The following is a 13,785-nucleotide window of genomic DNA, read 5'->3' as shown; positions in this document are numbered from 1 at the left end:
GCGCAGTCGCCGACGATTTTCCGTCTAGGTGTCGCCGACGGCGGCCCGCGCATCGCGGATTGCGATGCGCACATTGCGCTTGCCCGTCAGAGCGACAGCTCGGCGTGCAAAAAGTCGACCAACTGACGGACGCGACCGGGCGTATAGCTGGCAGGGGGAAGCACGGCAAAGAACTCGAAGACACCGGCGCTCTGCCAGCCATCGAAAAGCCGCACAAGCGTCCCCTGGGCCAGGTCTTCCTCACCGTAATAGCTGGGCACCTGCGCGATCCCGAGACCGGCGCGCGCAGCAGTCAGCATCGTCAGGCCGCTGTCGCCGCGCACGCGGCCTGCTGGCGCGAAGGCTACCCGCGTGTCTCCGCGCATGAACACCCACTCGCGGTGCCCCAAGACCAAACATTGTGATGGATGGAGTTCCTGAGGATGCGCAGGCGTGCCATGGGATGCCAAGTAGGCGGGGGCTGCGAGCGTGTGTCCCTGGAAGACGGCAATCTTGCTCGCGCGCATCCGGGAGTCGGCGAGCGGGCCAGCTCGGATGACGAGATCGTATCCCTCGGCCACCAGATCCACATTGCGCGTCACCACCCCGATATCGAGGTCGACCGCGGGATGAGCGGCCGCAAACCGGGTGAGCAACGGCAAGATCTGCCGCTCGGCGAAATAGCCACCGATGCTGATCCGGATCAAGCCGCTGACGGTCGCGCCGCCGGAACGCACAGCATCGCGCGCTTCCTCCAGACCCGCGAGCAATACCTTGCCTTGCGCATGGAACGAGCGTCCCGCATCCGTCGGAACGCAGCCCCGAGGAGTGCGTAAAAGCAACTGCTGTCCCAGGTCTCGCTCCAGGGCCGACACCTTGCGACTGACGTGGGCGACGGAAACCCCCAGCGACTCAGCGGCTGCAGAAAGGCTTTCGGCATCGACCGCTGCGACGAATTCCAGCATGCCCTCGAACGGGGGGAGCTTTGCCATGGTGAAAAGCCGCCTTGCTGTTTTAACCATAGTAGCAACCAAGGGTCGTCCCTACGATAAAACCTCTGCCCTTGAGGCTTTTAAAAGCGAATACGCCGTGCCTTTTGTCATCTATGCCTTTGCGCTTTCGACCTTCGCATTGGGCCTGAGCGAATTCATCGTCATCGGTCTTGCGCCATCGATGGCTGCGTCGTTCCGCGTGACGATCCCCGAGGTGGGCACCACCGTGACGGCCTATGCGCTCGGCGTTTGCGTGGGCGGCGCACTCTTGACCGGCTGGCTCTCATCCTGGACCCGTCGCCGCCGGCTCCTGGCGAGCCTTGCTCTGTTCACCATGGCTCACCTTGCCATGGCGGTCTCGCCAACGCTCTGGCTGGTGGTGCTGACCCGATTCGCCGGCGGCCTGGCGCACGGCCTCTTCCTCGCCGTCGCGTCCAGTGCTGCAGCCACGGCCGCCGGGCCCGCAAAAGGCGGGCGAGCGGTTGCACTGGTCTTCAGCGGACTGACTGTGGCGCTTGTTCTCGGCGTGCCTCTTGGCACGTTCTTGGACGGGCTGACGGGTTGGCGCGCCCTCTTGCTGGCCATCGCCGTGTTGGCTGGCGCCGGATGGGCAGCGCTTCGATCCCAGCTCGCGCACGAAGACGCACCTGCGTCTACCGGACCAGCCTTCACGCCGCTGGAGCGGGCACTCGCGTCCTCCCCCATCGTGCTGACCGCAGCCGTCACCGCCGCGACTTATGCCGCGTTGTTCACGGTCTATACGTACATCGCGAGCCTGCTGAAGGCGACGGTCGACATGTCCGGCGACGAGATCAGCGCAGCACTTCTGGCATTCGGAGCCGCGGCTGTGATTGGCAACGGTACAGGCGGCATTCTCCGCGACCGACTGGGTGCCTACCGCGCCTCCTTGATGGTGCTTGCCATCCTCATCCTCGCGCTGCTCGGCACAGCAGCATGGACCGGACATTCGTGGTTTGCCTACGCGGTCGTTGCCACGCTCGGGTTTGCGGCCTTCGCTGCCGTTTCCGTGTTCCAGTCGCGAATCATCGATGTGGCCGGTCACGTCGCGGCCGATCTGGCCGAAGTGGCTTCGGGGCTCAATATTGCTGCGTTCAATCTCGGTATCGTGCTGGGCTCGTTCACTGGCGGGTCGGTCATTGCGCACGCGGGACTCGCGTGGCTGGCGCCCGTCGCCGGAGCATGGGCCGTTCTCGCTTTCATCCCCCTCATTCTGAGCAAGCGCCAGATACGCAGGTTGATTCCATGATGTTTACAGCAGGAGTACACGCATGAACGCATTATCGAAGAAGAAGGTCGTCGTGATCGGGGGCGGATCCGGCATGGGTCTCGAAGTGGCACGCCAGGCCGCGTCAGCGGGTTCCGAGGTCGTGCTGCTGGGACGCAACGAGACAAAACTGAAGCAAGCCGCGGAGACCATCCCAGGGCAAGCCTCCTGGAAATCGGTGGACATCGGCGACGAGGACTCGGTCCGTCGTGCGTTCAGCACCCTCGATGGCGTCGATCATGTGGTCAGCACCGCGGCAAGCCTGACCTTCGCACCCATCGACAAGGTGAGCACGGCGCAAATCCAGGACATGCTTGCCTCCAAGTTCTGGGGCCCGCTGTTCGCCGCGAAACACGCCGCACCGTTGCTGCGCGCCGGGGGCAGCATTACGTTTCTTTCTGGTCTGGCTGCCTATCGCCCGGGGCCGGGCGCCACCATCGTGGCTGCGCTCAACGCGGCGTTGGAAGGGATGGCGATGGGCCTTGCACTCGAGCTGAAGCCGGTGCGCGTAAATGTGGTGTCCCCCGGCGTCATCGACACTCCAACGTGGGACTTCCTGTCGGCCAAAGATCGGCAGGCGATGTTCGACTCGATGGCGAGCCAGCTTCCCGTGGGCCGGGTAGGCCAGGCTAACGACATTGCTGAAGCCGTGTTGTCCGTGATGACCAACGGGTTTATCAATGCGACGGTGATTCACGTCGACGGAGGCGGACGCATCGCATAAAGGCTCGAGCCACAGCAATGGCCCAGGTCGCCGTCAAGCGACCTGGGCCATTGTTTTGCACGCGGTTTCCAATCCGCAAAAACGGGGGAGCCACGACTTCCGTCGGGCTCCCCCAAGTCGGCATTAACGCCGCGCCCAGTCCGGCATCACGATCGGCAGGCTGTCGTGCACCGACAGGGTTTGGCCCCTCGGTAGGAACACCTGATCCGAACCCTTGATGGCATCAGACGCCGCCCCGACGGACACCGTGTAGGCGCCGCGGTCGACGCGCCACGCGGTAGCCGAGGTATCGAACCAGGCAAATGCGCGAGCGTTCAGCGGGACGGCCACCTCACGGCTCTCGCCCGGCTTCAGGTCAACCTTGACGAAGCCTTTCAGTTCCTTCTTCGGCCGCGTCACGGAGGGCGAATTCTCGCCAACGTAGACCTGCGCGACCTCCGCACCTTCACGCTTGCTGGTATTAGTGATCCGGAAACGAACGGTGCCCACGATATTGCGGTCGTCAAGGAAGGGGATGTTCCCCATAGTGACGCGTACGTTGCCGTAGTTGAAGGTAGAATAGGACAGGCCGTGGCCAAAGGCGAACTCCGGAACGATGCCCTTGGCTTCGAACCCGCGATAACCGGTGAGCAGTCCTTCGCTATAGTCGATATCGGTGCTTTGCAGGCTGTTCTGCGGCAACGGATAGTTGGCGAACGTCGGGTTATCCGACTCGTACTTCTCGATTGTGATCGGCAACTTTCCCGATGGGTTGACGGCACCGAACAGGATGTTGCCAAGCGCCTTGCCACCCATTTCCCCGGGATACCACGCATAGAGCACCGAGGCCACCTTATCGACCCACGGCCGCATGCTGACGCCGCCGCCGGCGTGCATCACCACCGTCGTATGGGGATTGGCCGCTGCGATATTCGCAATGAGTTCGTCTTGTGCTTCGGGCAGCTTGAAGGGGCGGTCGAAGCCCTCCCCCTCGTATTCGGAGCCCAGGCCACCGACCACGACCACCGCGTCATAGCTTGCCAGGTCGGGCGTGGGAACAAGCTGGGCCCAGCTGAATTGCACGCCCTGGAAGCCACCGAGGGTGCTGAAGTAGTCGGGCTTGCGCTCGTACTGGATGCTGACGTCGTACACCTGTCCTGCTTTGAGCGAGATGGTGCCGCTCACGGGCAGCGTCGGCGGAATCGTCGGGGTGATGACCGTCCCGGCCCCGTTGTTGATGATTTCCTTTCCATTAATCTGCACCCGAACGGCACCGTCCGCGCGAATCTTGAACACATGGTCGCCGCTGACCGTCGGCCGAATCTGCCCGGACCATACGGCAGCATCCGGGAAATTGCCGCCAAACGGTGAGGCGCCCTGATTCCAGTTGAGGTTGATGAGGCTGTCGTCGCGGGTGACCGTGTTGCCGGCATACGAATAGGCGCCCGTGAACCCCGAGACGCTTGGCGTCAAGCCCGGATCGAGCGACATCCGGTCAATGTAGGTGATCGTTGACCCGGAGGGAGCGGCCGCCCGGATGCCGTCGATGTCGTTGACGTATTCATACGGGTCGATGTTGGCGCTGCCGAATCCTGCGGGCGGTGCACTCACCGAGCGCTGCCCGATGACGCCGATGCGCAGCGGCCGGCTCGACAGCGGAAGGTTACTGTCGGCGTTCTTGAGGAGCACGATGCCCTCTTCTGCCACCTTCTGAGCGATCCCCTCGCTGCGCAGCCGCTCGTCCGCAGTCTGCGTGTTATCCGTCGACGTCTTGCCTTCGGTGAACCCGAACAGCAGGAGCTGTTTGACGATGCGGTGGACCTTGTCGTCGATGACAGACTGTGGGATCGTCCCATTCTCGACCAATGGGCGCAGGTTCGCTTCATTCATCCCAATGCCCTGGGGCATGTCGATGTCCGTGCCTGCCAATGCAGCCTTCTTACCGTCGATGATCGCGTTGTAGTCGGACTCGATGAAGCCGCTGTAACCCCATTGCTTCTTCACGATGTCGCTCTCGACGTGGGCGCTTTCGCAGGCCTGGTCGCCATTGATGTGGTTGAACGAGCACATGATATTCGCCGGCTTGGCAATCTTGACCGCCGACTCGAACGGCACGAGGTACAGTTCCCGCAGCGTCCGTTCGTCGACCTTGACGTTGATCTTCAGACGATTTTCTTCCTCGTCGTTGGCGACCAGATGCTTGAGCGTTGCCCAGACGCCCTGCTGTTGGATGCCGTCGATGATGTCAGGTGCGAGCGCGGCGCCAAGATACGGGTCCTCCCCGGACATATATTCGAATGCACGCCCCGCATACGGGGTCCGATACATGTTGAACCCAGGTCCGAGGACATTCTGGAAGCCGAGTTCGCGGGTATCGCGACCGAGCGACGCACCGAAGTCTCTCGCAAGCGCAGTGTTCCACGTCGAAGCCAGCGCCTGACCTGCGGGATAGCTCACGCCAGCGGGACTGGAAAGACGTACGCCGAGGGAGGCGTCGGTGGCGTAGATCTGCGGCAGGTTGAACCGGTCCAGGGGCTTGATGTCCCATGCGCCCGTTCCGCCGATGTAGTTCAGTTTTTCCGAAAGCGTCATGCGCCGAACGATTTGGTCGGCTGCGTTGTCCGCAATCCACTCCCGAAGAAAGTCAGGCGCATGCCCGCGCACCGCGTTCTGGCCACGGAGTGTGCGAAACGCCGCGCCACCCCTGCCCGCCATCACACCGCCCCTGACCGCGCCCCCGACGCCAGCGGCGTTATTGGCCGCTGCAGCGGCCTGCGCATGGATGGGCTCAGCGATGCTGCACGTAAGCGCTGCGGCAATCGCCGCAGCCATCAAATACCGATTCATGGATGACCTCCGCAACGTTTCAACGATGGGCAACCCCTGTCGCCCGAATTCATAGGATGATCCCATATGCAGTTGTGAGGAAGGCGTCGTGGCCTTGGCCCATCTACGGAATGCGCGAAGTGAGATGCCGATCGCAGTTCAAGGAGCCGAGGACTGGGGCGAGATCAACGATGTCGACCGCCGCACGCGCCAACCAATTGAACCAATGCTATTCCGCCGAACGTTGACTGTATCGATTTTTGTGCATCGCAAGGTGACATTGGCTCACGGCGGTTTATATTGGTTCATAATAATCCGCGATTGGATTACAAATGGAGCACTCATGAAACTGGCAACTTTCATTCACAACCATCAGCAAGGCGTCGGAGCGCTGAGCGCAGACGGCGCCTCCCTGGCCCCGCTGACGCAGGGCGGGACTCCCGTAACCGATGTGCTTGCGTTGATTCGTTCGGGTGAGGCAACCGCGAGCTTGGCCTTGGGTGAGCCGGTGGCCCTCACGGACGTGCGTCTCCTCGCGCCGATCCCTCGTCCGTCAAGAAACATCTTTTGCGTTGGAAAGAACTACATCAACCACGCACAGGAATTCACCAAGAGCGGCTTCGATGCGGGGCATGCCAACCCCGCCGACGCCATTCCTGAATCACCGATCGTGTTCACGAAATCTCCTGAGACGGTGATCGCCGACGGCGAGCCGGTATGGGCAGCGGAGGGGGTGACAGAGGCCCTGGACTACGAGGCCGAACTGGCGGTGGTCATCGGCAAGGGGGGGCGTGGGATCTCCAAGGCGGACGCGCTCAAGCACGTCTTCGGCTACACCATCCTCAACGACGTTACGGCGCGAGACTGGCAAAAGCGCCACAAGCAGTGGTTCCTCGGCAAGTCATTCGACACTTTTGCGCCCATGGGTCCTGTGCTCGTCACGGCAGACGACATCGATGCGGCAAACCTCGATGTGCGCTGCTGGATCAACGGGGAACTTCGCCAGGAAGCCAATACCCGCGATCTCATTTTCGACATTCCCACGCTGATCGAAACGATTTCCGCGGGGATCACCTTGCATCCGGGCGACATCATCGCGACCGGCACGCCCGAGGGCGTGGGCATCGGATTCAATCCGCCACGGTTCTTGAAGGTCGGCGACCGCATGCGCATCGAGATTTCTGAGATTGGCGTGCTGGAAAACGAGGTGGGTGCATGAGCACGCAGGTGATTCACGGGCTTGCGGTCGAACTCAATGGCGAAGGCGACGAAACGATTCTGTGCATCCATGGCTTGGGCGGAAGCTCGAATCTGTGGACCCCTCTGATCCCCGCGTTCGATGGCAAGCGAATCGTGCGCATCGACCTGCCAGGCAGCGCACGATCTGATCTATTGTCGTCACCGCTGTCGATCAAGAAATTCGTCGCGTCGGTCGTTTCCGTCCTGGATGCGCTTCATCTCCCGTCGGTGCACGTGGCCGCCCATTCCATGGGGACCATCGTGGCCCAGCACCTCGCAGTCGCTCATCCTGATCGTGTGCTGAGCCTCGCGTTGTTCGGCGCACTGGCAGCTCAACCGGATGCGGCGAAGGTGGCGACCCGGGCGCGCGCGGAAGCCGCTCGCCAGGGAATCGCGGCGATGCAGGACATCGCGGATGCCATAACGAAGGCCGCTACGAGTGCTGCGACCAAGTCGCAATCACCTGCGGTGATTGCTGCCATCCGCGAGATGGTGATGCGCCAGCCTCCGGAAGGCTACGCGCAAAGTTGCGAGGCCCTGGCAGAAGCGACTCCCGCCGCCATCGAGAACGTCGAAGCGCCGGTGCTGTTGGTTACCGGTTCGGAAGACGGCGTCGGATCACCCGACGGCAACAAGGCCTTGGCCGCCCGGTTCAGCCGTGCCCAGTTGGTCATCGTGAACGATTGCGGCCACTGGACGCCGCTCGAAAAGCCCTTTGAATGCATCGACGCGCTGCGGGGCTTTTACGCGCACTGATGCCCCGGTGGAGGTCATATGACTAAGTTGGTTATTTCGAATGTTGTAATTTTCGATGGATCCGGTGCCGACCCTTACCCGGGGGAGGTCCTGGTCAAGGCGAACCGCATCGTGTCGGTGGCCCGCGATGGAGCGCAGGTGAACGGCGACGGCGCGCAACACATCGACGGCAATGGGGCGTTCCTCATGCCAGGAATGACCGAGGCGCACACCCATTTCTCGTGGAACGACCAGCCCAGCCTGGCCGCCATTCAGTTCATGCCGCCCGAAGAACACATCCTGTGGTGCGTGCGCGTGGCCAAGCGGTATCTGGAAATGGGGTGGACCTCAGCGCTCGGCGCCGCGGCGGCCAAGGCGCGGTTGGACGTGGTCTTGCGCAATGTCATCAACGCCGGCGCTTTTCCGGGCCCCCGCTACCTCGCCGGGAGTCAGGAGATCACCACGGCCGGCGGTCTGGGCGACAACACCCTCCCGCACCTGCCCTACCCCGAACTCAACTTTGGCCAAGTGGTGTCCGGCCCGGAGGAGGTGCGCAAGGCGGCACGCATGTTCATCAAGTATGGCGTGGACCACCTGAAGATCAACTTGTCGGGCGAGTACATCGCCGGCATGGATGCGGAACTGACGCCATTCTCCGAGGAAGAAGTGGCGATGCTTGCAGCGGAAGCCAAGCGCTTCGGTAAGCGCGTAGCGGCCCACGCCCGGTCCAGCGAATCCGTGAAGCAGTGCGTTCGACACGGTTTGGAGCTGGTGTTCCACGCCAGCTTCGCGGACTCCGAAGCGCTCGACATGCTCGAGGCCGCCAAGGATAAACACATCGTGGCGCCTGGGATCGGCTGGCTCGTCAACACCTGCTACAACGCGGAAGAGTACGGCATCACCCGCGATGTCGCCGAGAAGATGGGGTACTTCCGTGAGCTGGAAGTCGCTTCCGAGACGCTTGCCAAGATGCACAAGCGCGGCATCCGCATTCTTCCCGGTGGCGATTACGGCTTCGCGTGGATGCCGCACGGGACCAACTCGCGCGACCTCGAGTACTTCGTCAAATACATCGGCATGACCCCCAAGGAAGCGCTCATGTCCGCCACCCGCGGCGGAGCCGATATCATGATGATGGAAGGAAAGATCGGCGAGGTGCGCGAAGGGTGCTTCGCCGATTTGGTGCTGGTCGAATCCAGCCCGTTGGAGGATCTGTCGGTGCTTCAGGATCCCGAGAAAATCCTGCTGGTGATGAAGGACGGCGAGATCCACAAGAACACCCGCACGATCCTGCCGGAGCGCGGCGTCATCCGCTCCGTCAGCGGCGGCGACCCACTCGTTGACGCTGGAGTAAAACGAGTCAAGCCCAAGCCCGCGATGAACTCAAGTACGGCGCGCTAAGCTCAGGGCCGTCGACCACGCCGTGGTTCGGAAAGAAACATCCCATGGTAGGATCTCGCGGCATATCTAACCGAGATCCTGCCATGCCTGCCCCGATACGCCGTACGTCGCTCGTCGATAGTGTGCTGGAAGCGCTGCGTGAGGCGATCGTCGATGGCACCTGGGCGGTCGGGGAAAAAATTCCGATCGAAGCTGAGCTTTGCGCCATTTTTGGCACGGGTCGAAATACGCTCCGAGAGGCGATCAAGGTGCTAATCCATGCTGGGATGCTGGAGGTGCGGCAAGGCCACGGCACCATCGTCCGGAGTCGCGAAGATTCCTCGGCCGTGCTTCGCCGGATTGAAATGGCGGGATGGAGCGATCACGTGGAGCTGCTCGCGCTACTCGAGGCCGAAGTGGCGCGGTGCGCCGCCGAGCGACGCACGGATGCGGATCTGAAGCAGTTGGATGCTTCCCTTCGCAAGCGGAACGCGGCCGCTCCCGCCCCAGGCCACGCGAAATTCACTGCAGACGACCTTGCCTTCCACTTAGCTCTGGCGCGCGCGTCGCACAATGTCGCGCTGGAGGAGCTTTACGGCCTGTTCGCGCGATCGGTGCGCACCCAACTCGCCGAGCACGTTTCCGCGGTCGAGGCCCACGCCCCTGCCGAAGCGCTGCATCGGGCCTTGGTCGATGCTGTCCGCGCCCAGGATTCCAAGGCTGCCGTCAAGGTAGCCAAGGCCATCACCACCATGATGCTGACCACCGCCTCTGGTGAGTCCACGCGAACGCGACCAGCCGCGCGACGGCTCAGCCGGTGACCAGCGCGTCATCCTTGTAGTCAGTCTGCCCCATCTTCCAGTAGCCCGCGGCATGAACGGTGACGCCGGATGGTCCCCATCGGTCGACTGCTGCACGCTTCAAGCGCTTGACGACCGCGGCCTCGCCGGCGATCCAGACCCTTCCCCGGCCGGGCAGCGTCGGCAGTGAGTCCAGTGCCGTCTCCAGGTAGGACGGCTCGTCGTTTGCGGCACGGCCCCGGAACAGGAACTGGATCAACGGATTCTCGTCGTAGGCATCGTCTGGAAAGGGCACTTCCACCAAAGCGATCGAACGTCCCGGAAGGCCGGCCTCTACCATGCTGGCGATCGCCGGCAGCGCGGTTTCGTCGCCGAGGAGCAGGTGCCAGTCCGCCTGCGCCGTGGGCTCCACGCCTCCCCGGGGCCCGGCGACGTGCAGATGGTCGCCGACGGCAAGGCGCTCATAAATCCAGTTGGACAGGGCTCCTCCCTGACGGCGGCGCACCACATCAATTTCTAGGAGTTGGCGAACTGGATCGAAACGCCGCACGGTGTAGGCCCGCCCAACGTCGCCCGAAGGCCCAGGTAGAAACACTTTTACCCAAGCGGCAGGGAGCGGCACCGTGAGGTCGGCGAGCGCTTTGCCCCCCAGCACCACGCGAATCAAGCCTCGATGCTTACGAACTGAGACTACTTCGAGGTCCCGATAGGCATAGGGCGGGAAGCGCGGCTCTCCGGGGGCATCGAACATGTGCATGGCGTCACCTGTGTTTATTGCGAATCTATCGCATTCGCAAATACTAATAGGTAGGATGATAGGATGTAAAGCCGAAGGAGTTGCCGTGCAAAAATCACTCGCCAGTCAGGTGCGGATGGGTCGAGGGCGTGAACTGTGGCTGCTAGATTCCGTCCTAGAATTTCGCCAAGGCGACCACTGGCTGGTGGTGCCGCCTGGCTATGTGGCCTGGATTCCGCGTCCGCTCGCGCTAATCGCCATGCATCGGACGCCGCGGGCAGTGCCCGTGCGGCTGTCCATCGAAGCCGCCCGTCGGCTGCCCCCCTTCGCTTGCACCTTTCGCCCCAACGACCTACTGCGCGCCTTGCTTCGCCGCCTAAGCCGCGGGGATATCCGGGGCGAACGGCTGGCCTTGCGCGAGGCCGTCGTGGTGGACGAGCTGCTGCAAAGCGAGCCCGGCCCCGACAGCGTCCTGATGGCCGGCGCCTTGGCCCAGCTCGCTGGCACGACACTCGGCACCCAAGCGCACCCCGAAGCCCTGCGCCCGGGCGCGGCGTCGCGCCGCGTGATGAAAGCGGCGGACCTGGCGCACGGCGCACTGAATCAGTCTGTGCAGGTTCGACTCGGAATGATTCTTCGCACGCACCAATGGAGCGAGGACGCCATTGCGGGCGTCCTCGGAGCGGTCGACGATCCAGCGCGGGCATCCCACCCAGCGTGAGTGGGATGCGGGTAGGCCTAGGGAGAGCTAGCCGGCAGCGCGGCGGCACCCGCCTTGGCGCAGGCTTCGTCCTGGTCGGGCGTGCCCCCCGATACACCGACAGCGCCAATGCACTGGCCTTCCACCATCAAAGGCACCGCGCCTTGGATGGGAAGCCGACCGTCGTTGAACGTTGCCAACGTCGGGCGAGCCAGCGCTGCGTCCTCCAGCGCCTTGCTCGGCGCACGCATCATCACTGAACCCAGCGCTTTTGCTGAGGCAACCTCGAAGACTTGAAACGAGGCCCCGTCCAGCCGCGACGCGGCAACCAGATGGCCACCGCCATCGAGCACAACGACGCTGACCGGCACGCCCAACGTGTTGGCGTGCGCTACGGCCGCTTGAAGAATCGCCGTGGCCTCTGAAAAATCGACATGCCATTGCTGTCGCATGTTCGTACTCCTTATGACTGGTACCAGCCGCCGTTGATGTTGATCGTCTGGCCGGTGAGAAAGCCGTTCGCGGCGAGCATGACGGCGACATCGCTCACCTCCCAAGGCTTGCCGAAGCGCTTGACCGGCAGCAGGTCGGCCCGGATGTTCGGGTTGCCTTTGATCATGTCGGTTTCGATCAACGCCGGCGCAATGGCGTTGGCGGTGATGCCCTCGCTCGCCAGCTGGCTGGCATAGCTGTGCATCAGGCCCAGCATGCCGGCCTTGCTCGCCGAATAATGCGGGCCGATGACCCCGCCCAGCTGGGCGGCGACCGACGACATCATCACGATGCGGCCGAACTGCTTGGCGCGCATCCCCGGCAGGACGCGCTGTGTCACGAGAAACGCCGAGGTGAGGTTGGCGGCTAGGGTCTTTGCCCACAACTCGCTGGTCACCGCATCCAGGGATGCCGGCGGGTTGATGCCTGCATTGTTGACGAGAATATCGACTGACCCCAACTCCCGCTCGATGGTCGCCACGAGTCGCTCGACCTCGTCGGCAATCGACACGTCGGCGCCGACGACGATCGCACGGGTGCCGAACTCGTTTCGAATGGCTTCCGCCGCCTGCTCCGCCTCATCCTTGCTTCGAACGTAGTTGATGGCGACGGCACAGCCTGACCGGGCCAGGCCGCGTGCGATTTCAAGGCCGAGCCCTCGGGAACTGCCCGTCACCAGGGCAATGCGATCTTGGATGGACATCGGAAGCTCCTCAGCGGGATGCAAAGTCAACGGGGGTCCACGGCTCGTGCTCGAGGCGTGTGCCGCTCTGGGTCACAAACTCAAGGAACGCCTTGGTGTGCGGCGCGGCGACGTGGGCATCGAAGGCTGCCTGGTTCTCAAACACCTCATAAACCGCAAAGCGCGATTGATCCGTCGCGTGCGCGTGCAATTGGAAGCCCAGGCAACCCTCCTCGTCGCGCGTGGCGGCGGTGAGGGTTTTGAACACATCCAGGAAGCGCTCGCGCCATTCGAGCGCAACGGTCGGGAACGCGAAGATGATCAGAGGTTCGGCCATCGCTTGTGGACCTTTGGCATGGGGAGTAGGATGCCGACATCCTACATTGCACTCGTGTGTGCATTCAACACCGGATGCACACACGGCGCCCCACTTTAGGCGACGACCGTGTTTGAGATTGCGCTACCCGATCACGCTGGCCTTCCCGCTGTAGGTCTCGGAACCTGGCAGCTCTCCGGAGCCGCTTGCGTCCGGGCGGTAACCGAAGCACTGGCGATCGGTTACCGTCATATCGATACCGCGCAGATGTATGGCAACGAGCGCGAGGTCGGTTCTGCCGTGCTGGCAAGCGGTGTCCCTCGGGAGGAGGTGTTCATCACGACAAAGGTCTGGCCTTCGAATTTTCGTCGGCGCGACCTAAGATCTTCCGTTGAAAAATCGCTGCGCGATCTAAAGACGCCCTACATCGACCTTCTGCTCTTGCATTGGCCGAATGCCTCGGTGGAATTGAAGGAAACCATGGGAGCGCTCGACGCGGCCAAAGCCGAGGGTCTGGCACGGCACATCGGGGTGTCCAACTTCGGCTCCCAGCTGCTCTCGCAAGCGGCCTCCCTCACGACCCAAACCATCGCGAACAACCAGATCGAATACCACGTTGGCGCTTCTTTGCCCGACGTGGTCACAACGGCACGCGGCGTGGGTTGCTCCATTACCGCTTATTCGCCGCTAGCCAAAGGCGCAGTGAACAATCAGTCCGCCGTAAAGCGGATCGCAGCCAAGCATGGCGTCAGTGCCGCGCAGATTGCGTTGCATTATCTGGTGGTGTGCCAGGGCGTCGCGGTCGTTCCCAAGGCGTCCTCACCTGACCGCTTGCTGGCCAATTTCTCCATCTACGACATCCACCTGGACGACGAGGATCGACTGGCGTTGTCGCGACTGAAGCTGCGGCAGTGAAGAAG

14 protein-coding genes are annotated in these 13,785 nt (G+C 62.8%); 8 read left to right on the top strand and 6 right to left on the bottom strand.

Annotated elements, in window-relative coordinates; genetic code table 11:
• Positions 1-86 precede the first annotated feature (86 nt).
• Positions 87-971, bottom strand: coding sequence for a LysR family transcriptional regulator (locus tag B5X73_RS02370; RefSeq protein WP_176167693.1), 885 nt, complete (start codon positions 969-971; stop codon positions 87-89).
• Here B5X73_RS02370 and B5X73_RS02365 point away from each other — a divergent pair.
• Both B5X73_RS02365 and B5X73_RS02360 read left to right on the top strand, forming a co-directional pair.
• Positions 970-2,238: an MFS transporter gene (locus tag B5X73_RS02365; RefSeq protein ID WP_176167692.1), complete on the top strand. Its 1,269-nt coding sequence runs from the start codon at positions 970-972 to the stop codon at positions 2,236-2,238. The genes B5X73_RS02370 and B5X73_RS02365 overlap by 2 nt on opposite strands.
• Before the next feature lie 22 nt (positions 2,239-2,260).
• Positions 2,261-2,980: an SDR family oxidoreductase gene (locus tag B5X73_RS02360; RefSeq protein ID WP_079520424.1), complete on the top strand. Its 720-nt coding sequence runs from the start codon at positions 2,261-2,263 to the stop codon at positions 2,978-2,980.
• A gap of 123 nt (positions 2,981-3,103) precedes the next feature.
• Here the strand turns inward: B5X73_RS02360 and B5X73_RS02355 are convergent, their stop codons facing one another.
• A complete protein-coding gene (locus tag B5X73_RS02355; protein ID WP_176167691.1) occupies positions 3,104-5,806 on the bottom strand; it encodes a beta-glucosidase H in 2,703 nt (900 codons plus the stop codon).
• Positions 5,807-5,930: 124 nt separating this feature from the next.
• On the opposite strand from B5X73_RS02355, the gene B5X73_RS02350 reads away from it, so the two are divergent.
• The 4 genes from B5X73_RS02350 (at position 5,931) to B5X73_RS02335 (ending at position 9,960) form a co-directional block, all read left to right on the top strand.
• Complete coding sequence (locus tag B5X73_RS02350; RefSeq protein ID WP_254857201.1) at positions 5,931-7,004, top strand: fumarylacetoacetate hydrolase family protein; 1,074 nt, start codon at positions 5,931-5,933, stop codon at positions 7,002-7,004.
• Complete coding sequence (locus B5X73_RS02345; protein ID WP_079520421.1) at positions 7,001-7,780, top strand: alpha/beta fold hydrolase; 780 nt, start codon at positions 7,001-7,003, stop codon at positions 7,778-7,780. Before B5X73_RS02350 ends, B5X73_RS02345 begins: the two co-directional genes overlap by 4 nt.
• Before the next feature lie 18 nt (positions 7,781-7,798).
• Entirely contained in the window at positions 7,799-9,160 is a 1,362-nt protein-coding gene (locus tag B5X73_RS02340; protein WP_079520420.1) for a metal-dependent hydrolase family protein, read from the top strand.
• A gap of 83 nt (positions 9,161-9,243) precedes the next feature.
• Complete coding sequence (locus tag B5X73_RS02335; protein ID WP_090352744.1) at positions 9,244-9,960, top strand: FadR/GntR family transcriptional regulator; 717 nt, start codon at positions 9,244-9,246, stop codon at positions 9,958-9,960.
• Here the strand turns inward: B5X73_RS02335 and B5X73_RS02330 are convergent.
• Positions 9,950-10,696, bottom strand: coding sequence for a siderophore-interacting protein (locus B5X73_RS02330; RefSeq protein WP_079520418.1), 747 nt, complete (start codon positions 10,694-10,696; stop codon positions 9,950-9,952). The two genes, B5X73_RS02335 and B5X73_RS02330, sit on opposite strands and share 11 nt — an antisense overlap.
• An 85-nt stretch (positions 10,697-10,781) precedes the next feature.
• Here B5X73_RS02330 and B5X73_RS02325 point away from each other — a divergent pair, with 85 nt between their 5' ends.
• Positions 10,782-11,396, top strand: a complete 615-nt coding sequence (locus B5X73_RS02325) for a hypothetical protein (protein WP_079520417.1) — start codon at positions 10,782-10,784, stop codon at positions 11,394-11,396.
• Positions 11,397-11,413: 17 nt separating this feature from the next.
• On the opposite strand, the gene B5X73_RS02320 is transcribed toward B5X73_RS02325, so the two are convergent.
• The 3 genes from B5X73_RS02320 to B5X73_RS02310 are packed head-to-tail and all read right to left on the bottom strand — an operon-like array spanning position 11,414 to position 12,886.
• Entirely contained in the window at positions 11,414-11,827 is a 414-nt protein-coding gene (locus B5X73_RS02320; protein ID WP_079520416.1) for a GlcG/HbpS family heme-binding protein, read from the bottom strand.
• Between the two features lie 11 nt (positions 11,828-11,838).
• Positions 11,839-12,600, bottom strand: coding sequence for an SDR family NAD(P)-dependent oxidoreductase (locus B5X73_RS02315; RefSeq protein WP_217699731.1), 762 nt, complete (start codon positions 12,598-12,600; stop codon positions 11,839-11,841).
• Positions 12,581-12,886, bottom strand: coding sequence for a putative quinol monooxygenase (locus B5X73_RS02310; protein WP_079520414.1), 306 nt, complete (start codon positions 12,884-12,886; stop codon positions 12,581-12,583). The genes B5X73_RS02315 and B5X73_RS02310 overlap by 20 nt, the downstream gene beginning before the upstream one ends.
• A gap of 108 nt (positions 12,887-12,994) precedes the next feature.
• On the opposite strand from B5X73_RS02310, the gene B5X73_RS02305 reads away from it, so the two are divergent.
• On the top strand, positions 12,995-13,780 hold the full coding sequence (locus B5X73_RS02305) for an aldo/keto reductase (RefSeq protein ID WP_079520413.1): 786 nt from the start codon (positions 12,995-12,997) through the stop codon (positions 13,778-13,780).
• Positions 13,781-13,785 lie beyond the last annotated feature (5 nt).

The sequence above is a fragment of the Luteibacter sp. 22Crub2.1 genome (genome assembly GCF_900167995.1).
GTDB classification, from domain to species: Bacteria; Pseudomonadota; Gammaproteobacteria; order Xanthomonadales; family Rhodanobacteraceae; genus Luteibacter; species Luteibacter mycovicinus.
This window is presented reverse-complemented; position numbering and strand designations above follow the sequence as displayed.

What these genes read in the sequence shown, in the direction of transcription:
- B5X73_RS02365 (WP_176167692.1), top strand. Translation starts at nt 970, where the DNA reads ATGGTGAAAAGCCGCCTTGCTGTTTTAACCATAGTAGCAACCAAGGGT.
- B5X73_RS02370 (WP_176167693.1), bottom strand. Translation starts at nt 971, where the DNA reads ATGGCAAAGCTCCCCCCGTTCGAGGGCATGCTGGAATTCGTCGCAGCG.
- B5X73_RS02360 (WP_079520424.1), top strand. Translation starts at nt 2,261, where the DNA reads ATGAACGCATTATCGAAGAAGAAGGTCGTCGTGATCGGGGGCGGATCC.
- B5X73_RS02355 (WP_176167691.1), bottom strand. Translation starts at nt 5,806, where the DNA reads ATGAATCGGTATTTGATGGCTGCGGCGATTGCCGCAGCGCTTACGTGC.
- B5X73_RS02350 (WP_254857201.1), top strand. Translation starts at nt 5,931, where the DNA reads ATGCCGATCGCAGTTCAAGGAGCCGAGGACTGGGGCGAGATCAACGAT.
- B5X73_RS02345 (WP_079520421.1), top strand. Translation starts at nt 7,001, where the DNA reads ATGAGCACGCAGGTGATTCACGGGCTTGCGGTCGAACTCAATGGCGAA.
- B5X73_RS02340 (WP_079520420.1), top strand. Translation starts at nt 7,799, where the DNA reads ATGACTAAGTTGGTTATTTCGAATGTTGTAATTTTCGATGGATCCGGT.
- B5X73_RS02335 (WP_090352744.1), top strand. Translation starts at nt 9,244, where the DNA reads ATGCCTGCCCCGATACGCCGTACGTCGCTCGTCGATAGTGTGCTGGAA.
- B5X73_RS02330 (WP_079520418.1), bottom strand. Translation starts at nt 10,696, where the DNA reads ATGCACATGTTCGATGCCCCCGGAGAGCCGCGCTTCCCGCCCTATGCC.
- B5X73_RS02320 (WP_079520416.1), bottom strand. Translation starts at nt 11,827, where the DNA reads ATGCGACAGCAATGGCATGTCGATTTTTCAGAGGCCACGGCGATTCTT.
- B5X73_RS02310 (WP_079520414.1), bottom strand. Translation starts at nt 12,886, where the DNA reads ATGGCCGAACCTCTGATCATCTTCGCGTTCCCGACCGTTGCGCTCGAA.